The following is a 19,196-nucleotide window of genomic DNA, read 5'->3' as shown; positions in this document are numbered from 1 at the left end:
CTCAGCGCTGCTCCTTACCGTTGGCGGCGGCCGGGGGGCGACTTCCGGCGGACGCCTGCGGGTTGCTGCCGGTGGACGCCTGCGGGCTGCTTCCGGCTGACGACTGCGAGCCGGTGCCAGCGGACGACTGCGGGCCGGTGCCGGCTGCGGTCGGGGACGAGCCGGCGCCGGCCGGGGACGAGGCGTCGGTGGTGGCGCCGCCCGCGCCGTTCCGGCGGGAGAGGACGATCGCGCCGACGAGCGCGGCGAGCAACAGGACGGACAGCGCCTCGAACGGCAGCACCCAGTGCCGGAAGAGGATCTCTCCGGAGACCTTGGTCGAACCCTGCGCGGGTCCGTCGAGGTCGATCCAGGTCGCCCGGAAGGCGTCCACGACCACCCAGACGAGAGCGCCGGCGGCGCCGACCGCCACGACGAGGGCGACCCAGCGGTTGCCCGAGTCGGCGTCCGGGGACCGGCCGATGGGCGCCCTGGTGAGCATCAGCCCGAAGAGGAGGAGGACGACGACGGAACCCACGTAGATCAGAACCTGCACCCATGCGATGAACTCGGCGGTGAGCAGCAGGTATTCGACGGCGAGCCCGCCGAGCGCGACGACCAGCCAGAGCGCGGCGTGCACGAGCTGACGCGTCGTCACGGTGATGACGGCCGCCCCCAGGGTGACGACACCGACGAGGAGGAACGCGATCTCCACGCCGGTGGGCGACAGGAAGCCATGGCCTGCGGCTGCGAGCGTCACGACTCCCCCTCCTGCTGCTGCCGGTCGTCCGGCTGCTGCCCGTTCTCCGTCGCCGGGTCCGTGGACCGGTCCGGTGCGGCGTCGGCTTCGGCCTGCTCTCGGGCGGCCTGTTCCGCGGCCGCGAGCTTATCGGCGGCCTTGCGGGCCGCGCCCAGTTCCTTCGGTTCCTCCGCGGCCGCATCGAGCGCGGGCGGGGCGGGCACGGTCCACATCCAGTCGCGGAGCCGGTCGCGCTCATGGGTCAGATCGCGGATGTCCTCCTCCGCGTACTCGAACTCCGGCGACCAGAACAGCGCGTCGAAGGGGCACACCTCGATGCAGATACCGCAGTACATGCACAGCGCGAAGTCGATGGCGAAGCGGTCCAGCACGTTGCGGCTGCGCTCGCGCCCGCCGGGGGTGGCGGCCGGCACCGTCTCCTTGTGGGAGTCGATGTAGATGCACCAGTCCGGGCACTCGCGCGCGCAGAGCATGCAGACCGTGCAGTTCTCCTCGAAGAGCGCGATCACGCCGCGGCTGCGCGGCGGCAGATGCGGCTGCACGTCCGGGTACTGCGCGGTGTGCGACTTCCGCGTCATCGTCCGCAGGGTGACGGCCAGGCCCTTGGCGAGCCCGCTGCCGGGGAAGGAGCGCGGCCGCCCGGAGGACGCCGTCGAGGTGGGGTGGTCGGGCGACGGACGGGACATCAGGAGATCACCACCTTGACGATGCCGGTGAGCGCGATCTGCGCGAGCGAGAGCGGGATGAGGACGGTCCAGGCGAGCTTCTGCAACTGGTCCTCGCGCAGCCGCGGATAGCTCACCCGCAGCCAGATCACGCCGAAGGCGAGGATCGCGGTCTTGAGCAGGGTCCAGAGCCAGCCGAGCCCGTCGGCCCCCAACGGGCCGTGCCAGCCGCCCAGGAAGAGGACGGTCGTCAGACCGCAGAGGACGATGATGCCCGCGTACTCGGCGAGCAGGAAGAGCGCGAAGCGCAGACCGGTGTACTCGGTGTACGCGCCGAAGATGATCTCGGAGTCGGCGACCGGCATGTCGAACGGGGGCCGCTGCAGCTCGGCCAGGCCCGCCGTGAAGAAGACCAGCCCGCCGACGATCTGCCACGGGATCCACCACCACTGGAAGCCGTCGAGGATGCCGACCAGGGAGACGGTCCCGGCAGCCATCGCGACGGAGCCGGCGGTGAGCAGCATCGGCAGCTCGTACGCGAGGAGCTGCGCGGCGGTGCGCAGACCGCCGAGGAGGGAGAACTTGTTCGCCGACGCCCAGCCCGCCATCAGCGAGCCGAGCACGCCGACGCCCATCACGGCGAGCACGAAGAAGATGCCCGCGTCGACGACCTGCCCGACGGCGCCCTCCCCCGGCCCGATCGGGATGGCGACGATGACGAGGAGGTACGGCAGGAGCGCGACGGCCGGAGCGAGCTGGAAGATCCGCCGGTCCGCGCCGGCCGGTACGACGTCCTCCTTCTGCGCGAACTTCACACCGTCCGCGACGAGTTGGGCCCAGCCGTGGAACCCGCCCGCGTACATCGGGCCGAGGCGGCCCTGCATGTGCGCCATGACCTTGTGCTCGGTCTGCCCCACGATCAGCGGCAGGAGGAGGAAGGCGACGAAGACGGCGAGGAGCCGCCAGGTGACGTCGATGACGTCGCTCATGCGGTTTCGCCTCCGTCGTCGTCGGTCGGGGGTGGGGTGCGGGTGTCGTTCTCGCGGGCCGGGGGTTTCTCCTCGGCGGCGGCCGGGGCGCCGTCCCCGCGGGCGGGTTCGGCGGATCCTTCGTCCGCCGAGCCGTCCTGGGCACCCGGCTTCGCGGTGTCCGGTGCGGTGGTGCCGCCGGTGTTGACCGCGTCTCCGGTGTCGTCGGTGTCGTCGAACGCCGGGCGGGCGTGGTGCCAGGGGGCGTCCGACGAACGCCGCGCGGCGCCGGGCTTCTCGGCGGCGGGCTTGTCGGCGCCGGGCTTGTCGGCGGCCGCTGTGTCAGCGCCAGGCTTCTCCTCGCCGGCCGTCTCGGCGGCCGCTGTGTCAGCGCCGGGCTTCTCGGCGCCGGGCTTCTCATCGGCTGCAGAGGACTCACGCGCCGTGGGCTTCTCGGCGTCCGTCGCCTCCGCGGCCTGCTCGGGTGCGCCTCCGCGCTCCTCCGCAGCACGGGGCGTGCCGTCCGTACCTGCCGTGTCCGGCTCCTTGCCGGCGGGCTCGCCCGTCGGCGCGGCCGACTCCGCCGGCTGAGGCTTCACGGCCTGCTGACCCGACTGACTGGCCGAGCCCTCGCCCGCACTGCGCGTACGACGTGCGGGCCGCTCTGCCATCGGGGCCGCCTCGGGCGCTCCGCCGCCCTCGCCCGCCGCCTGGCTGGCCGACCCTGCGCCGGCGGTCCGCGTACGGCGCGGCGGACGCTCGCCGCCCGCGGCACGGGCGCCCCGGGCGGGACGCGCGGGCGCGGGCGGCAACTGGCCCTTGAGGGGCCCCCATTCGTTCGGGTCGGGCACACCCGGCGGCAGCATCTGCCGCCGCTTGGGCCCGCCGTGCTCGGACTCCCCCGGCTCCTTGGCTCCCGGCCATGCCTTCGCCACCCGCGCCGCCAGGACGAAGTCCTTGCGCAGCGGGTGTCCTTCGAAGGTGTCCGGCAGCAACAGCGGTACGAGATGCGGGTGTCCGGTGAAGTCCACGCCGAACATCTCGTGCGTCTCGCGCTCGTGCCAGGCCGCGCCCGCGTAGACCCCGATCGCGGTGGGCAGTGCGGGTGCCTCGTGCGGCACGGTCGTCCGGACGAGCAGCCGCCGGGGCGCCGCGGAACCGGCCTCGGCAGCACCGGCCTCAACGCCCGCGGTCCGGAGTGCGACGACGTGCGCCGAGACGCGGAAGCCGACGCCGGGTTCGTCGACCGCGCTCAGCCAGTCGAAGTAGGTGCAGCCGAGGGTGTCCCGCGCGGTCTCCAGCGCGGACAGCCAGGCGGAAGGCGGGACATCGACCGTCAGCAGGTCGTACGCCTCCTCGGCCGTGGCCTCCTCGCCGAACAGCTCCGTGGCGGGGTGCGGCAGCCAGCCCACCGCCGCCGCCGCGGCGGGCGTCTCCGCGACGGCCTCGTCCGCGCCGGGCCCGGCACTGGCACCGGCACCGGCACCGTCCGCCGCGGATGCCTCGGCCGCACGCGTGGGTTCGCTCTCCGGACCTCTCGGCTCCGTGGGCTCGTCCGTGGGCTCGCTCACCGGGCGTCTCCCTCCGGTGCGTCCGGTGCCTCCGGTGCCTCCGGTGCCTCCGGCGCCGAAGCCGTGGAGCCCCGCGAATCCGTGGAGCCGTCCGAATCCGTGGAGCCGCCCGAGCCCGCGGGCGGCCCCGGCGGCTGCACCAGCCCGCTGCGCAGCGCGGCCGTCGGGGTGCGCCCGGCGGCGCCGTTCCCGTACCGCTCGCCCAGCGACTCGCGCGCGATCTTCTCCTGCAGCTTGAGGATGCCCTGCAGCAAGGCTTCCGGCCGCGGCGGGCAGCCGGGGACGTAGACGTCGACGGGGATGATCTGGTCGACGCCCTTGGTCACGGCGTACGAGTCCCAGTACGGGCCGCCGCAGTTCGAGCAGGCGCCGAAGGAGATCACGTACTTCGGCTCGGGCATCTGCTCGTACAGCCGCTTGACGGCCGGGGCCATCTTGTCCGTGACCGTGCCGGAGACGATCATGAGGTCCGCCTGGCGCGGGCCGGGTGCGAACGGGATCACGCCGAGCCGGATGAAGTCGTGCCGCGCCATCGACGCGGCGATGAACTCGATCGCGCAGCACGCCAGCCCGAAATTGAAGACCCACAGGCTGTAGCGGCGGCCCCAGTTCAGGACCACCTTCATCGGCTCCGGGGCGAGGCGGGAGAGCACACCGAGCCTGCGCGGCTCCGGAAGCAGCTCGGGGGCGGGTGTCACGTCCATGCGAGGACGCCCTTCTTCCAGGCGTAGAGCAGACCGACGGCGAGGAAGCCGAGGAAGACGAACATCTCCACCAGCGTCGTCCCGCCGTAGCCGGGGGCGGCGAAGACCGTGGCCCACGGGAACAGGAAGATCGAGTCCACCGCGAAGATCACATAGAGGAACGCGTACACGTAGTAGCGGACCTGTGTGTGCGCCCAGCCCTCGCCGACGGGGTCGACGCCGCACTCGTAGGTCAGCAGCTTCTCCGGCGTGGGCACGGCGGGCCGCAGCAGCCGCCCGGCCCCGAAGGCCACGGCCACGAACAGCACGCCGACGAGGGCGAGCAGGCCGACCACCGAGTAGCTCTCGTAGTAGTCCGCGGCATAGCCGGTCGCCACGTCCGTCACGTCCGCCCCTCGCTCCCTGACTGCCGGTGGGTTCTGCATTGTTCGACGATCTACGGACGGGAAGTCTAGGGCCTGCCACAGGCGGCGTGAGCAGCCGTCTCACGTCCCCGCCCCGGACAGGAGTGGGGTTGTCCCCACCCGTCTCCCACCTAATCACCCCATGGCGCCCACCGGGCCCCTCCCGGCAGGCTGACTCCATGACCGAGAGCACCCCCTCCTCCCCCGGCGACGCGACCCCCGCGGCGACCTCCGCGGCGACCGCCACCGAGGACGGCGGCGACCGGCTGCCACCTCCGAGCGCCACCTTCGGCCGGCAGACATGGCGGGAGGTCGCCCACCTCCTCGCCAATCTGCCGATGGCGCTGGCGGGCTTCGTCTACGCGACGACCTGGCTGCTCACGGGCGCGGGGCTCTCGGTGACCGTGATCGGCCTGCCGCTGCTGGCGGCCGGGATGGCGGGGGCGCGGCTGCTCGGACGGGCCGAGCGGGCGCGGGCCCGGGCGCTGCTGCGCGTACGGATCGAGGAGCCGTCGCCGCTGCGTCACCGCGAGGACGGCGGTTTCTTCTCCTGGCTGTGGACGAGCCTGCGGGACCCTGTGGGCTGGCGCGCCGCGCTGTACTCCTTCATGCGGCTGCCGTGGGGCGTGGTCACCTTCGCCGTCACGCTCGTCTCGCTCCTCGTGCTGTGGCCGGTGCTGCCGTGGATCACGCGGGGGCTGACGAACGCCGACCGCGCGATGGTGCGCGGGCTGCTGTCACCCTCCGACGAGCTGGAGCGGCGGATCGCGGAGCTGGAGTCGGACCGGGGCGTGGTCGTCGACACCGCCGCCGCCGACCTCCGCCGCATCGAACGCGACCTCCACGACGGAGCACAGGCCCGCCTCGTCGCCCTCGCCATGGACCTCGGCCTCGCCAAGGAAAAACTCCTCGAAGACCCCGACACCGCCGCCCGCATGGTCGACGAAGCCCACGGCGAAGTGAAACTCGCCCTCCAAGAACTCCGCGACCTCGCCCGCGGCATCCACCCCGCCATCCTCACCGACCGAGGACTCGGACCCGCCCTCTCCGCCCTCGCCGCACGCTGCACCGTCCCCGTCACCGTCACCGTCGAACTCCCCACCCGCCCCGCACCCGCCATCGAAGGCATCGCCTACTACACCGCCTCCGAACTCCTCCAGAACATCAGCAAACACAGCACGGCCCGTTCCGCGTCGCTCGACCTGTGGCGGTCCGAGGAGCGGCTGCTCCTCCAGGTGCGGGACGACGGGCGCGGCGGGGCGCGTGTGGACGGCGGCAGCGGACTCGCCGGCCTGGCCGAGCGGCTGGGGGCGGTGGACGGGCTGTTCGTCCTCGACTCCCCCGAGGGCGGCCCGACGTCGGTGACGGCGGAGCTGCCGTGGCGGGACGGTTCGGAGGGGGCACGAGCGGGGCGGTGACGGGGAGGGCGGCGCCCCGAGAGCGCTGCCCGGCGTACGGGCCGCACCGCCCTCATACGGACCGCGCCCTCGTACGGATCGGGACCCCGTACCGACCGCGCCCTCTTACGAACCACGCCCCGTACGGACCGACCCCCATGCGGACCACGCCCCGTACGGACCGACCCCCATGCGAACCGCGCCCTCGTACGGACCGCGCCCTCTCACGAACCACGCCCTCGTACGGACCACGCCCCGTACCGTCCGCGCCCCCGTACCGACCACCGGGCGCACGGGCGAACCGACCCCGGGGTGGGGAAAGCCCCACCCCCAGGACACCGAGCGGCTCCATGGTTCCGCCCACCCCCGCTCCCGCAGCCTTGAGGCAGCACCACCGGCGTGCATGCCGACACCGCCCACACCGCCGACGCCGCCCACACCGCCGACGCCGCCCACACCGGCGACGCCGCCCACACCGGCGGCACCCGGCACGCCCTGCCCTCCGCAGCCGGCTCGCCCCCGCGGACCGCCGACAGGACGGATGACGACACGATGGACACCGCATACGGGTACGGACCGTACGGACCACAGACCCGCCCGCACCGCGTGCCCGCGGCGCTGCGCGCCCCGTTCGAGGGCCGCACCTGGCGGGAGTTCCTCCACCTCCTGCTCGATCTGCCGCTCGCGATCGTGATGTTCGTGTACGCCGTGACGATGACGAGCCTCGGTGCCGGGCTGCTCATCACCTTCCTCGGTGTGCCGGTGCTGGCGGCCGCGCTGGGCGGTGCTCGCGGGCTCGGCGCCCTGGAGCGGGCCAGGGCCCGTGCGCTGCTGCGTCTGGACGTGGCGGCGCCCGAGCCCGTACGTCCCGCGCGGGCGGGGCTGCTGCCGCTGATCGGCGCGCTGCTCAAGAGCGGTGCGTCCTGGCGCCATCTGCTCTACTGCCTGCTGCACTTCCCGTGGGCGGTCTTCGCGTTCTGCGTCTCGCTGGTGCTGTGGGCGAACGCCTGGACGCTGTTCCTCTATCCCCTGTGGCACTGGACGCTGCCCACCTTTACGGACCAGCCGGGCATCCAGGTCTACGGGAGCGAGGACGGCCGGGACCGCTTCTACATCGACTCGCCGTTCGAGATCGCCGTGGCCTCCGCCGCCGGCCTGCTGCTCGTCCTCGCCACCCCCTGGGTGATCCGCGGCCTGGCGCAGGTGGACCGGACGATGGTCGCCGGGCTGCTCGGGCCGTCCCGGCTGGCGTCACGGGTGACGGAGCTGGAGTCGGACCGGGGCGTGGTCGTCGACACCGCCGCCGCCGACCTCCGCCGCATCGAACGCGACCTCCACGACGGAGCACAGGCCCGCCTCGTCGCCCTCGCCATGGACCTCGGCCTCGCCAAGGAAAAACTCCTCGAAGACCCCGACACCGCCGCCCGCATGGTCGACGAAGCCCACGGCGAAGTGAAACTCGCCCTCCAAGAACTCCGCGACCTCGCCCGCGGCATCCACCCCGCCATCCTCACCGACCGAGGACTCGGACCCGCCCTCTCCGCCCTCGCCGCACGCTGCACCGTCCCCGTCACCGTCACCGTCGAACTCCCCACCCGCCCCGCACCCGCCATCGAAGGCATCGCCTACTACACCGCCTCCGAACTCCTCCAGAACATCAGCAAACACAGCGACGCGACCGCCGCCTCCATGGACGTCTGGCGGGTGGAGACCCGGATCATGCTCCAGGTGACGGACAACGGCAGGGGCGGCGCGACGGCGTCCCCCACCGGCCCCGGCGAAGCCGGGGGCACCGGCCTCTCCGGGCTCTCCGAGCGGCTCGGCGCGGTCGACGGCCTTCTCGTCGTGGACTCCGCGCCGGGCACGGGCACCACCGTCACCGCCGAGCTGCCCTGGCGCGAACAGCCCGGGCCCTCCCCGCGCCGCCTGGGACCGGGATCCGGATCCTGAGACACTGGCGCACCGAGGCCCGCCATCGGGCGGTGGCCGGGACTCCGGCGCCGTCCGGCCAGGCGCGCCCACCAGGGACACGGCACAGCGGGGGACGGCAGAAGTGACGGGCGTGCAGAACGACGTACAGGGCGACGCGCGGGACACGGTGCGGGTGGTCATCGCCGAGGACTCGGTGCTGCTCCGTGAGGGGCTGACCCGGCTGATCACCGACCGGGGCCATCAGGTGGTCGCCGGGGTCGGCGACGCCGAGGCGCTGATCGCGACGATCGGGGAGATGGCCGCCCGGGGCGAGCTGCCGGACGTGGTCGTCGCGGACGTACGGATGCCGCCGACCCACACCGACGAGGGCGTCCGGGCGGCCGTACGGCTGCGCCGCGACCATCCGGGTCTCGGCGTGCTGGTCCTGTCCCAGTACGTGGAGGAGCAGTACGCGACGGAGCTGATCGCCGGGAGCAGCCGGGGCGTGGGCTATCTGCTCAAGGACCGGGTGGCCGAGGTGCGCGAGTTCGTGGACGCGGTGGTGCGGGTCGCGCGGGGCGGTACGGCGCTGGACCCGGAGGTCGTCGCCCAGCTGCTGGGGCGCAGCCGCAAGCAGGACGTGCTGGCGGGGCTGACGCCGCGGGAGCGGGAGGTGCTGGGGCTGATGGCCGAGGGCCGGACGAACTCGGCGATCGCGCGGGCGCTGGTGGTGAGCGACGGCGCGGTGGAGAAGCACGTGAGCAACATCTTCATGAAGCTGGGCCTGTCGCAGAGTGACGGAGATCACCGCCGGGTGCTGGCCGTGCTGACGTACCTCAACTCCTGAGGCCGCTCCCCGCCTTTCACTCGAGTCGTGGTCGTAGGCCCAAAGAATGAGCCTGGGGCCCGGGACGAGGCGGCGCCTTACAAGCCGGGCAGATAACGACATACCGGCTCAAAATGGCGTCTCACACCAGCGTCCGCGATGTGACTCCTAGGGGGAAGGTCACCCTTACCCCCGTACAGTGGCCGAGGAACAACCGGTCGGTACGTCGCGAGACCCCAGCCGCCGCCTCGAAGGAGGTCCAGTTCAGTGACCAGCCAGGTCAGCACCCAGGCCGATCCGGCCGACGGGGCATCCACCGGCGAGCAGCCGGCTCCCGGCACGAAGGAAGTCCGACGTCTCGACCGCGTGATCATCCGGTTCGCCGGTGACTCCGGAGACGGCATGCAGCTCACGGGTGACCGCTTCACCTCGGAGACGGCGTCGTTCGGGAACGACCTCTCCACGCTGCCGAACTTCCCCGCCGAGATCCGCGCGCCCGCCGGCACCCTGCCCGGCGTGTCCAGCTTCCAGCTCCACTTCGCGGACCACGACATCCTCACGCCCGGTGACGCGCCGAACGTGCTGGTCGCGATGAACCCGGCCGCCCTGAAGGCGAACCTGGCGGACCTGCCGCGCGGCGCGGAGATCATCGTCAACACCGACGAGTTCACCAAGCGCGCGCTGGCCAAGGTGGGATTCGCGGCCGATCCGCTGGAGGACGGCTCGCTGGAGGGCTACAACGTCCACCCGGTGCCGCTGACCACGCTGACCGTCGAGGCTCTCAAGGAGTACGAGCTGACGCGGAAGGAGGCCGAGCGCTCGAAGAACATGTTCGCGCTCGGCCTGCTGTCCTGGATGTACAACCGTCCGACCGACAGCACCGAGTCCTTCCTGCGCTCGAAGTTCGCGAAGAAGCCGCGGCTGGCCGAGGCGAACGTGTCGGCGTTCCGGGCGGGTTGGAACTTCGGCGAGACCACCGAGGACTTCGCGGTCTCCTACGAGGTGGCACCGGCCTCGTCCGCGTTCCCCTCCGGCACGTACCGCAACATCTCGGGCAACCTCGCGCTGGCCTACGGGCTGATCGCGGCCTCGCACCAGGCCGACCTGCCGCTGTTCCTCGGCTCGTACCCGATCACCCCGGCCTCGGACATCCTGCACGAGCTGTCCCGGCACAAGAATTTCGGTGTGCGGACCTTCCAGGCCGAGGACGAGATCGCGGGCATCGGCGCCGCGCTCGGCGCGGCGTTCGGCGGCGCGCTCGGCGTGACCACGACCTCGGGGCCCGGGGTCGCCCTGAAGTCGGAGACGATCGGGCTCGCGGTGTCGCTGGAGCTGCCGCTGCTGGTCGTCGACATCCAGCGCGGCGGCCCGTCCACGGGCCTGCCGACCAAGACCGAGCAGGCCGACCTGCTGCAGGCGATGTACGGGCGCAACGGCGAGGCCCCGGTCCCGATCGTCGCACCGTCCACCCCGGCCGACTGCTTCGACGCGGCGCTGGAGGCGGCCCGGATCGCGCTGGAGTACCGCACCCCGGTGTTCCTGCTCTCCGACGGCTACCTGGCCAACGGCTCCGAGCCGTGGCGCATCCCGGGCGTCGACGAACTCCCGGATCTGCGCGTGCAGTTCGCGACCTGCCCCAACCACACCACCGAGGACGGGACGGAGGTCTTCTGGCCGTACAAGCGCGACCCGCAGACCCTCGCCCGCCCGTGGGCCGTCCCCGGCACGCCGGGCCTGGAGCACCGCATCGGCGGCATCGAGAAGCAGGACGGCACGGGCAACATCTCGTACGACCCGGCCAACCACGACTTCATGGTCCGCACCCGCCAGGCCAAGGTCGACGGCATCGAGGTCCCGGACGTCGAGGTGGACGACCCGACCGGTGACGCCCGGCTGCTGGTGCTGGGCTGGGGCTCGACGTACGGACCGGTCACGGCTGGCGTACGGCGCGTCCGCGCCGCCGGCGGGCGCGTCGCCCAGGCCCACCTGCGCCACCTCAACCCGTTCCCGCGGAATCTGGGCGAGGTGCTGGGGCGTTACGAGAAGGTGGTGGTGCCGGAGATGAACCTGGGCCAGCTCGCCACGCTGCTGCGCGCCCGGTATCTGGTCGACGTCCGCTCCTACAACCAGGTGCGGGGGCTGCCGTTCAAGGCCGAAGAGCTCGCGAAGGTCCTTAAGGAGGCCATCGATGACTGAGGCGCTCTCGCTGGTGCCGAAGGCCGAAGCCAAGCAGTCCATGAAGGACTTCAAGTCCGACCAGGAAGTGCGCTGGTGCCCCGGCTGCGGTGACTACGCGGTCCTGGCCGCCGTCCAGGGCTTCATGCCCGAACTCGGCCTGGCCAAGGAGAACATCGTCTTCGTCTCCGGCATCGGCTGCTCCTCCCGCTTCCCGTACTACATGAACACGTACGGGATGCACTCCATCCACGGCCGCGCCCCCTCCATCGCGACCGGCCTCGCCGCCTCGCGCCGCGATCTGTCGGTGTGGGTCGTCACCGGGGACGGCGACGCGCTGTCCATCGGCGGCAACCACCTGATCCACGCCCTGCGGCGCAACGTCAACCTCAAGATCCTGCTGTTCAACAACCGGATCTACGGCCTGACGAAGGGCCAGTACAGCCCGACCTCCGAGGTCGGGAAGATCACCAAGTCGACGCCCATGGGTTCGCTCGACGCACCCTTCAACCCCGTCTCGCTGGCCGTCGGCGCCGAGGCCAGCTTCGTCGCCCGTACGGTCGACTCCGACCGCAAGCACCTCACCGAGGTGCTGCGCCAGGCGGCCGACCACCCGGGCACGGCGCTGGTGGAGATCTACCAGAACTGCAACATCTTCAACGACGGCGCCTTCGAGGTCCTCAAGGACAAGGAGCAGGCGCAGGAGGCGGTCATCCGGCTCGAGCACGGGCAGCCGATCCGCTTCGGCGCCCCGGCCGAGGACGGCCTGGGCTCCAAGGGTGTCGTCCGCGACCAGGCCACCGGCGACCTCCGCATCGTCGACGTGACGCCCGGCACCGCGGCCGACGTGCTGGTGCACGACGCGCACGCGGAGAGCCCGACCACGGCGTTCGCGCTCTCCCGGCTCGCCGACCCGGACACCCTGCACCACACACCCATCGGTGTGCTGCGCAGCGTCCGCCGCCCGGTCTACGACACGCTCATGGCGGACCAGTTGGAGCAGGCGGTGGAGCAGGGCGGCAAGGGCGACCTGGCCGCGCTCCTGCACGGCAACGACACGTGGAACGTCACGGCCTGAGCGCAGCACCCGCGGCGCACGACTCACCACGCGGCCCGCCCCCGAGGGAACTCGGGGGCGGGCCGCGGCGTGTGGACCCCAGCCCGTGGGTGTCATGACCGTATGGCGATACGGGCATGACAGTGGACCCACCGCGGCGCTACCGTCGTGGCGTTGCCCCGCCGCACCCGGGAGTGCCCCTTGACGCCGAAGCCGCAGACGCCGCAGCCACACCTGGAGAGCGACGCGGCCCGGACGACGAACGAGCACCGCACCGGCCTGCTCTGCGGGATCGCCGCGTACGGACTCTGGGGCCTCGTGCCGCTGTTCTGGCCGCTGCTGAAGCCCGCGTCGGCCGTCGAGATCCTTGCGCACCGCATGGTGTGGTCCCTCGCCGCGGTCGCGCTGATCCTGCTCGCCCTGCGCCGCTGGGCGTGGATACCCGAGCTGGTGCGTCGGCCGAAGCGGCTGGCGCTGGTGACGGTCGCGGCGACCGTCATCTCCGTCAACTGGGGCCTCTACATCTGGGGCGTGAATTCCGGGCGCGTGGTGGAAACCTCGCTCGGCTACTTCATCAATCCCCTGGTCACCATCCTGTTCGGCGTCCTGCTCCTGAAGGAGCGGATGCGCCCGGCGCAGTGGGTCGCGGTGGGCATCGGCGCGGCGGCCGTGGTCGTCCTGACCGCGGGTTACGGGCGGCTGCCGTGGATCGCGCTCGTCCTCGCCTTCTCGTTCGCGACGTACGGCCTGGTGAAGAAGAAGATCGGGCTCGGCGGGATCGAGTCCCTGGCCGCGGAGACCGCGGTCCAGTTCCTGCCGGCACTGGGCTTCCTGCTGTTCCTCTCCTCGCGCGGCGACCTCGCCTTCGGCGCCGAGGGCGTCCCGCACGCCCTGCTGCTGGCGAGCTGCGGCCTGGTCACCGCGGTGCCGCTGGTGTGCTTCGGGGCGGCGGCGATCCGGATCCCGCTCAGCATGATCGGCCTGCTGCAGTACCTCGCCCCCGTGCTCCAGTTCGTGCTGGGCCTGGTGTGGTTCCACGAGAAGATGCCCGCCGAGCGGTGGGCGGGCTTCGCGCTCGTCTGGATCGCGCTCACGGTCCTGACCTGGGACGCGCTGCGCGCGGCCCGGCGCGGGCGGGCCGCCCTGCGGGCCGCGGCGCGCCAGGACGCCGTACGGCCGGCCGGGACCGCCGGGGCGCCGGTGGTGCGTACCGAGGGCGGCGCGGGGGCCGACGGCACACTGTGACGAGGGGCCCGGCCCTCCCGCGTCCGCCCCTTCTGGCCCACTGACCCTCCGCCAGAACAGGAAAAACCGATATCCGGCGGGTCATGTCCGAAATCTGCCCTTGACGGGGCGTCAGCCGCAGCCGAGCATCATGCTCGCGTCAAAGAATCGTTTTCGCTCCAGCGCCCCTGCGACCGCCCAACCGCGGGGCGTCCCGTTCGTTCCGTCCTGATCTCTTTCAGACCTCTCGGAATCCGGAGCCCCCACCATGTCATCACGCACCCCCCGCATAGCCGAACCCCGGTCCACCCGAAGATCATGGGTCCGCAGAGCCGCGACCGCGGCCGTCGCCGCAGGTGCCGTCGCCGGGCTCGTCGCCACCGCACCCGGTGCGACCGCCGCGGCGTCCCCCGCAGCGTCGGCATCGGCACGGTCGGCCGCCGCCGCGCCCGACATCCCCGTCGCCAATGTGAAGGCGCACCTGAACGAACTGCAGTCGATCGCCACCGCCAACGGCGGGAACCGCGCCCACGGCCGCCCTGGCTACAAGGCGTCCCTCGACTACGTGAAGGCCAAGCTGGACGCGGCCGGATTCACCACCACCGTCCAGCAGTTCACCTCCAGCGGCTCCACCGGCTACAACCTCATCGCCGACTGGCCGGGCGGCGACCCCGACCAGGTGCTCTTCGCCGGGGCCCACCTCGACTCCGTCTCATCCGGGCCCGGCATGAACGACAACGGCTCGGGCTCCGCCGCCGTCCTCGAAACCGCGCTCGCCGTCGCCCGCGAGAACTTCAAGCCCGCCAAGCACCTGCGGTTCGGCTGGTGGGGCGCCGAGGAACTGGGGCTGGTGGGTTCCAAGTACTACGTGAACAACCTCCCCTCCGCCGAGCGCTCCAAGGTCTCCGGCTACCTCAACTTCGACATGATCGGCTCGCCGAACCCGGGCTACTTCGTCTACGACGACGACCCGACGATCGAGTCGGTCTTCAAGGACTTCTTCGCGAGCAAGAGCGTTCCGACCGAGATCGAGACCGAGGGCGACGGCCGCTCCGACCACGCCTCGTTCAAGAACGTCGGCATCCCCGTCGGCGGCCTCTTCACCGGTGCGAGCCGCGCCAAGTCCTCGGCGCAGGCGCAGAAGTGGGGCGGTACGGCGGGTCAGGCCTTCGACCGCTGCTACCACTCCTCCTGCGACACGACGTCGAACATCAACGACACCGCGCTCGACCGCAACAGCGACGCCATCGCCCACGCGATCTGGACCCTGTCGGCAGGCCAGACCAACCCCGACCCCGGCACGGTCTTCGAGAACGCCGCCGATGTCGCCATCCCCGACAACGGCAGCGCGGTCAGCTCCTCCGTCGCCGTCACCGGCCGTACGGGCAACGCCCCGACGGCACTCAAGGTCGGCGTCGACATCAAGCACACCTGGCGCGGTGACCTGGTGGTCGACCTCCTCGCGCCGGACGGCACCGCCTACCGGCTCAAGAACTCCAGCAGCTTCGACTCGGCCGACAACGTCATCGCCACGTACACGGTCAACGCCTCCAGCGAGGTCGCGAACGGCACATGGAAGCTGCGCGTCCAGGACGTTGCCGCGCAGGACACCGGCTACATCGACAGCTGGAAGCTGACCTTCTGAACCGCCGATCCGGCCCTTCGACCGCCACCCCCCACCGAATGCGAAGGCCCCGCGCCCCCGTGGCGCGGGGCCTTCGCCCCGCGGTCGTCGAGCGGGCCGGCCGCAGGCGCTACGCCGTGATGTCGCGGGCCGTGAAGCGGGCCCAGGCCAGGGAGCCGAACACCGCCACGTACAGGCCCTGCAGCTCCAGATTGCTCACCAGCTTCTCCCAGTAGACCGGCTCACGCAGCAGGTCCGCGAAGCTCAGCCAGTAGTGCGGGAACAGGTACGGGTGGACGGCGTGCAGCTGCGGGATCGTGTCGAGGATCTGCACGGTGATCAGCAGGCCCACGGTCGTCGCCATCGCCGCGATCCCGCTGTTGGTGAGCGTGGACACGAACAGACCGAGGGCCGCGACCCCGGTCAGCGACGCGGCCACGACGACCGCCACGGCCAGGGCGCGGACGAGCCCGTCGGTGAAGGGGACCGTGACGCCGGAGATGAGCGTGAGATCGCCGAGCGGGAACAGCAGCGCGGCGACGGCCAGGGCGGACGCGGCCACGACGCAGCTCGCGACAAGGCAGAACGCCAGCACCGCCGCGTACTTGCAGAGCAGCAGACGGGTCCGGCCCGCGGGTGCCACCAGCAGGTAGCGCAGCGTCCCCGCGCTCGCCTCGCCCGCGATCGAGTCGCCCGCGACGACACCGACCGCCATCGGCAGGAAGACGGGGAGAGTCGCGGCGAGCGCGGCGAAGACCAGGAACAGGCCGTTGCCGGTGATCTGAGTGAGGAAGGCAGGCCCGCCGCCGTCCCCGCCCGCCCGGCCGCCGTCGCTCGTCTCGATCCGTACGGCGACACCGATGAGGACGGGCACGGCGGCGAGGACGGCCAGCAGCGCGAGCGTGCGCCAGCGGAGGAAGGTGGTGCGCAGTTCGCTGCGGAGGAGGCCCAGCGACCGCAGCGGGGTGCGCCGTACCGTGTCGGGCGCGACCCGGGATGCCGGGGCACGGGCCCCGGAGTACGGACGTCCGCCGGGCCGCGTCGTGGCCCCGGCCTCGGCCCGTTCGCCGCCATGCCCCCGGGTGTCCTCAGCCCGCGACATCGAAGCCCTCCCCGGTCAGGGCGACGAACGCGTCCTCCAGCGAGGCCCGTTCGGCACCGAAGCCGCGTACGCGCACATGGGCCCGTACGAGTGCGGCGTTGAGGTCCGCGAGATCCGCCACCCCGCTCGGGGTCAGTTCGCCGGTGACGCGGTCCCCGGCGACGGCGATCGCGGCCACGCCGTGCTCGCCCAGCACCCGTACGGCCACGGTGGTGTCCGGTGTGGTCACCGACAGCCTGCCGCGCGCCTCCGCGGAGAGTTCGGCGACCGGCCCCTGCGCGAGGAGGCGTCCGCGCGCCATCACGGCCGCGTGCGTGCACACCTGCTCGATCTCGTCGAGGAGATGGGAGGAGAGGAACACGGTCGTGCCGTCGGACGCCAGCTCACGCACCAGGGCCCGGATCTCCCGCATGCCCTGCGGGTCGAGGCCGTTGGTGGGCTCATCGAGGACCAGCAGCCGCCGCGGCCGGAGCAGGGCGGAGGCCAGACCCAGCCGCTGTTTCATGCCGAGGCTGTACGCCCGCGCCTTCTTGCGTCCGGCCGGCGCGAGTCCGACGCGGTCGAGCGCGGCGGCGACCCGTGCGGACCGCGTACGGGGATCGGCCGTCGGGTCGGCGGAGTCGAAGCGCACGAGGTTGTCGCGGCCCGAGAGGAAGCCGTAGAGCGCGGGGCCCTCGATGAGCGCGCCGACCTCGGGCAGCACCTCGCGCACCGCGCGCGGCATGGGACGGCCGAGGACGCGGACCGAGCCGGACGTGGGAGCGATCAGCCCCATCAGCATGCGGATGGTGGTGGTCTTGCCCGAACCGTTGGGCCCGAGGAAGCCGAAGACGCTGCCGCGCGGCACCGCGAGGTCGAGCCCGTCGACTGCGAGTTGCCCGCCGCGGTACCGCTTCGTGAGGCCGCGCGCGGCGATGACGGTGTCGTCGCCCGTACGCGTCGCGGAGCCCTGGCGCGCGGGCGCGGCTCCTCCTCTGAAGGGCCCGTCGGAACCGGCCTGTTCACCGAGCAGTCGTTCCATCGTTCTCCCCGTCCGCTCTCCCCGTCGTCAGGCACTGCCGCGGGCGGCCCGGCCGCCCGCACCCATCCTGCCCCCGGGGTGGCCGCGAAGCGCTCGCGCGCCACGCGGGCCGACGGCGCAGAGAGCGGCGTCGTGCACAGGGCGGGGACGCGAACGCGCCCCACCGCGGGGGGAAGCGGTGAGGCGCGTGTCAGGGGTGGCTACTTGGCTTCGTCGGCCGCCTTCACCAGCGCCGACTTGTCGACGGCGCCGACGTAGACCGCGCCGTCGTCCGTCACCAGGGCATTGACCAGGCGGGTGCTGAAGACCGTGCCCGAGCCGAACTTGCCGCTGACCTTGTCGCCCAGGGAGTCCAGGAACGCCTGCGCGTCGGAATCTGCTCCGCCCTCGCGGGACCGCTCCTTCGAGCCCTTCGAGCCGGCCTCCGGGTCCTTGATCCGGACGACGGTCGCCCAGCCCTCGCCGGAGCCGCCGAGACCGCCGGGACCGGCCGCGTCCGGGAGGTCCCCGCGGGCGGCCGGCGGCTCGACGGGCACGTTCATCCCGCGCTCGGCGGCACGGCCGGGCTCGTCCTTCTGCTCGGTGACCTCAGTGCCCTTGGGCGGGGTGAAGTCGAAGGTCTTCGCGTCCGGCTCGGCGAAGTCGACCGTGGTGAAGCCCGCGTCGACGACCGGCGCCCCACCCGACTTCGGCGTGAGCGTGAACTTCAGCGGCACGCCGTTCTCGGCGTCCACGGCGATGCGGAACGCACCGATCGTGGACTCCTTCTGCTTCGGCTCGATCACCAGCTGGTAGGCGTCCCGCCCGGCGACCTTCGCCGTGCCGTCGACCGTGACGGACGTCGTGCCGTCCGCGGCCTTCAGCACCTCCCTCGCGAGCTGCTGCGGCGTCGCGTCGGTGGCGTCACCGTGCGGCGCCCGCTTCGCGCGGTCGCCGTCCTTGGCGCCGGCGCCCTGCGGCTCGGTCGCGTGGTACGCGGAGTTGCTGGCGGAGTCGTAGGCCCACACCTCGCCGCCGTTGTGGATCAGGCTGTACTCGGAGGCGTCGTCGATGATCGAGACGCGCTGCTTGTCGGGTCCGTCCGCGGCGACCCTCAACGTGTGGGAGCCGGAGAGCAGTTCCATCAGCTTCGACTGCGGGTCCGCGGCCGCCCCGCCCTTGCCGCCCTTGCCGCCACCGCCGCCATCGCCGCCGAAGAGCCCGGAGGCGCTGCCCGCGTCCATGCCGGGGAGGGAGGGAAGCCCGAAGTCGGTCTTCACCTTGACCGTGCCGGACATCTGCTCGGTGTCGGAGGCGGCGACCTTGGCGACGAGGTCCTGCGCCGAGATCTTCGGAAGGTCGGGGTCGCCGGACCCGGCGAACGCCGGCACGAATCCGATCGTGCCCGCCGCGATGCCCGCCACCACGACCGGCACCGCGTAACGGGCTGCTCTGCGGCTCCGCGGCACAGCGGCTTCTTCGACGTCCAGTGCGTCGTCGGCCTGTGTCGGTCGCTTACCTGACATCTGCCCTACCTCCGTGTTCGGCGGCGGTCGTTGCGTCGAGCCCGGGCACGTCGCGCATATTGTCACCCTAGTCCGCCGCGCTGGTGCTACTAATCCCACCAAACCGGCCACGCCGAGGCGTCAGCCGACGGGGTCAACTCCGCATACGCCTGGGGGATGAGACACACCCTCCGCCCGGTGGACGGCCTACCGCGTAAGGCGGAGCATCCCCTAGGTGTATTGACCTGGAGCGTTGTTCACACGGGTGATCGGTGGTTGGCCTCCGAGTGCGGTGTGGCATCGGTGATGGTTGTAGCTGTGCAG

General features: G+C 72.2%; 16 protein-coding genes. 7 read left to right on the top strand and 9 right to left on the bottom strand.

The annotated features are described in order from the left end of the window. Window position 1: 1 nt before the first annotated feature. From ABZ822_RS16400 to ABZ822_RS16375, 6 genes are all read right to left on the bottom strand, one after another. The gene (locus tag ABZ822_RS16400; protein WP_360853421.1) at window positions 2-739 is read right to left on the bottom strand and encodes an NADH-quinone oxidoreductase subunit J; all 738 of its coding nucleotides are present in this window, start codon (window positions 737-739) and stop codon (window positions 2-4) included. Next, window positions 736-1,317 carry a 4Fe-4S binding protein gene (locus tag ABZ822_RS16395; RefSeq protein ID WP_360854186.1) on the bottom strand — a complete coding sequence of 194 codons (582 nt, stop codon included), beginning with the start codon at window positions 1,315-1,317 and terminating at the stop codon, window positions 736-738. Before ABZ822_RS16395 ends, ABZ822_RS16400 begins: the two co-directional genes overlap by 4 nt. 107 nt (window positions 1,318-1,424) lie before the next feature. Continuing rightward, a complete protein-coding gene (locus ABZ822_RS16390; protein ID WP_360853418.1) occupies window positions 1,425-2,393 on the bottom strand; it encodes a complex I subunit 1 family protein in 969 nt (322 codons plus the stop codon). Then, entirely contained in the window at window positions 2,390-3,784 is a 1,395-nt protein-coding gene (locus tag ABZ822_RS16385) for an NADH-quinone oxidoreductase subunit C (protein WP_360854183.1), read from the bottom strand. Before ABZ822_RS16385 ends, ABZ822_RS16390 begins: the two co-directional genes overlap by 4 nt. Window positions 3,785-3,939: 155 nt before the next feature. After that, window positions 3,940-4,647: an NADH-quinone oxidoreductase subunit B family protein gene (locus tag ABZ822_RS16380; RefSeq protein WP_360853415.1), complete on the bottom strand. Its 708-nt coding sequence runs from the start codon at window positions 4,645-4,647 to the stop codon at window positions 3,940-3,942. Beyond that, window positions 4,638-5,072 carry an NADH-quinone oxidoreductase subunit A gene (locus ABZ822_RS16375; protein WP_360853413.1) on the bottom strand — a complete coding sequence of 145 codons (435 nt, stop codon included), beginning with the start codon at window positions 5,070-5,072 and terminating at the stop codon, window positions 4,638-4,640. The genes ABZ822_RS16380 and ABZ822_RS16375 overlap by 10 nt, the downstream gene beginning before the upstream one ends. A 158-nt stretch (window positions 5,073-5,230) precedes the next feature. On the opposite strand from ABZ822_RS16375, the gene ABZ822_RS16370 reads away from it, so the two are divergent. From ABZ822_RS16370 to ABZ822_RS16340, 7 genes are all read left to right on the top strand, one after another. Beyond that, window positions 5,231-6,469 carry a sensor domain-containing protein gene (locus ABZ822_RS16370; RefSeq protein ID WP_360853410.1) on the top strand — a complete coding sequence of 413 codons (1,239 nt, stop codon included), beginning with the start codon at window positions 5,231-5,233 and terminating at the stop codon, window positions 6,467-6,469. A 531-nt stretch (window positions 6,470-7,000) separates the two neighbouring features. Continuing rightward, the gene (locus tag ABZ822_RS16365) at window positions 7,001-8,398 is read left to right on the top strand and encodes a sensor domain-containing protein (protein ID WP_360854180.1); all 1,398 of its coding nucleotides are present in this window, start codon (window positions 7,001-7,003) and stop codon (window positions 8,396-8,398) included. A gap of 148 nt (window positions 8,399-8,546) precedes the next feature. Then, complete coding sequence (locus ABZ822_RS16360) at window positions 8,547-9,206, top strand: response regulator transcription factor (RefSeq protein ID WP_360854177.1); 660 nt, start codon at window positions 8,547-8,549, stop codon at window positions 9,204-9,206. A 246-nt stretch (window positions 9,207-9,452) separates the two neighbouring features. Continuing rightward, window positions 9,453-11,381 (top strand): 2-oxoacid:acceptor oxidoreductase subunit alpha, encoded by a 1,929-nt coding sequence (locus tag ABZ822_RS16355; protein WP_360853407.1) that lies wholly within the window; start codon window positions 9,453-9,455, stop codon window positions 11,379-11,381. Next, window positions 11,374-12,438 carry a 2-oxoacid:ferredoxin oxidoreductase subunit beta gene (locus ABZ822_RS16350; protein ID WP_360853404.1) on the top strand — a complete coding sequence of 355 codons (1,065 nt, stop codon included), beginning with the start codon at window positions 11,374-11,376 and terminating at the stop codon, window positions 12,436-12,438. Before ABZ822_RS16355 ends, ABZ822_RS16350 begins: the two co-directional genes overlap by 8 nt. A gap of 213 nt (window positions 12,439-12,651) precedes the next feature. Next, entirely contained in the window at window positions 12,652-13,662 is a 1,011-nt protein-coding gene (gene rarD / locus ABZ822_RS16345) for an EamA family transporter RarD (protein WP_360854174.1), read from the top strand. Window positions 13,663-13,909: 247 nt separating this feature from the next. Beyond that, a complete protein-coding gene (locus tag ABZ822_RS16340; RefSeq protein WP_360853401.1) occupies window positions 13,910-15,286 on the top strand; it encodes a M28 family metallopeptidase in 1,377 nt (458 codons plus the stop codon). A 109-nt stretch (window positions 15,287-15,395) separates the two neighbouring features. Here ABZ822_RS16340 and ABZ822_RS16335 read toward each other — a convergent pair whose 3' ends face one another. The 3 genes from ABZ822_RS16335 to ABZ822_RS16325 form a co-directional block, all read right to left on the bottom strand. Further along, window positions 15,396-16,367 (bottom strand): ABC transporter permease, encoded by a 972-nt coding sequence (locus ABZ822_RS16335; protein WP_360853398.1) that lies wholly within the window; start codon window positions 16,365-16,367, stop codon window positions 15,396-15,398. After that, complete coding sequence (locus ABZ822_RS16330; RefSeq protein WP_360853395.1) at window positions 16,354-17,388, bottom strand: ABC transporter ATP-binding protein; 1,035 nt, start codon at window positions 17,386-17,388, stop codon at window positions 16,354-16,356. Before ABZ822_RS16330 ends, ABZ822_RS16335 begins: the two co-directional genes overlap by 14 nt. 200 nt (window positions 17,389-17,588) lie before the next feature. Then, window positions 17,589-18,893: a DUF2092 domain-containing protein gene (locus ABZ822_RS16325; RefSeq protein WP_360853392.1), complete on the bottom strand. Its 1,305-nt coding sequence runs from the start codon at window positions 18,891-18,893 to the stop codon at window positions 17,589-17,591. Window positions 18,894-19,196: the final 303 nt, after the last annotated feature.

Origin of the sequence: Streptomyces sp. NPDC047108 (genome assembly GCF_040643575.1) — a bacterium.
Lineage (GTDB): Bacteria > Actinomycetota > Actinomycetes > Streptomycetales > Streptomycetaceae > Streptomyces.
The sequence above is the reverse complement of the archived record's forward strand: the minus strand, read 5'-3'. Positions and strand labels throughout refer to the sequence as shown.

Bases quoted from the DNA above. Each gene is read 5' to 3' on its own strand.
- ABZ822_RS16390 (WP_360853418.1), bottom strand. From the start codon at position 2,393: ATGAGCGACGTCATCGACGTCACCTGGCGGCTCCTCGCCGTCTTCGTC.
- ABZ822_RS16375 (WP_360853413.1), bottom strand. From the start codon at position 5,072: ATGCAGAACCCACCGGCAGTCAGGGAGCGAGGGGCGGACGTGACGGAC.
- ABZ822_RS16340 (WP_360853401.1), top strand. From the start codon at position 13,910: ATGTCATCACGCACCCCCCGCATAGCCGAACCCCGGTCCACCCGAAGA.
- ABZ822_RS16330 (WP_360853395.1), bottom strand. From the start codon at position 17,388: ATGGAACGACTGCTCGGTGAACAGGCCGGTTCCGACGGGCCCTTCAGA.
- ABZ822_RS16395 (WP_360854186.1), bottom strand. From the start codon at position 1,317: ATGACGCGGAAGTCGCACACCGCGCAGTACCCGGACGTGCAGCCGCAT.
- ABZ822_RS16380 (WP_360853415.1), bottom strand. From the start codon at position 4,647: ATGGACGTGACACCCGCCCCCGAGCTGCTTCCGGAGCCGCGCAGGCTC.
- ABZ822_RS16350 (WP_360853404.1), top strand. From the start codon at position 11,374: ATGACTGAGGCGCTCTCGCTGGTGCCGAAGGCCGAAGCCAAGCAGTCC.
- ABZ822_RS16370 (WP_360853410.1), top strand. From the start codon at position 5,231: ATGACCGAGAGCACCCCCTCCTCCCCCGGCGACGCGACCCCCGCGGCG.
- ABZ822_RS16335 (WP_360853398.1), bottom strand. From the start codon at position 16,367: ATGTCGCGGGCTGAGGACACCCGGGGGCATGGCGGCGAACGGGCCGAG.
- ABZ822_RS16325 (WP_360853392.1), bottom strand. From the start codon at position 18,893: ATGTCAGGTAAGCGACCGACACAGGCCGACGACGCACTGGACGTCGAA.
- ABZ822_RS16365 (WP_360854180.1), top strand. From the start codon at position 7,001: ATGGACACCGCATACGGGTACGGACCGTACGGACCACAGACCCGCCCG.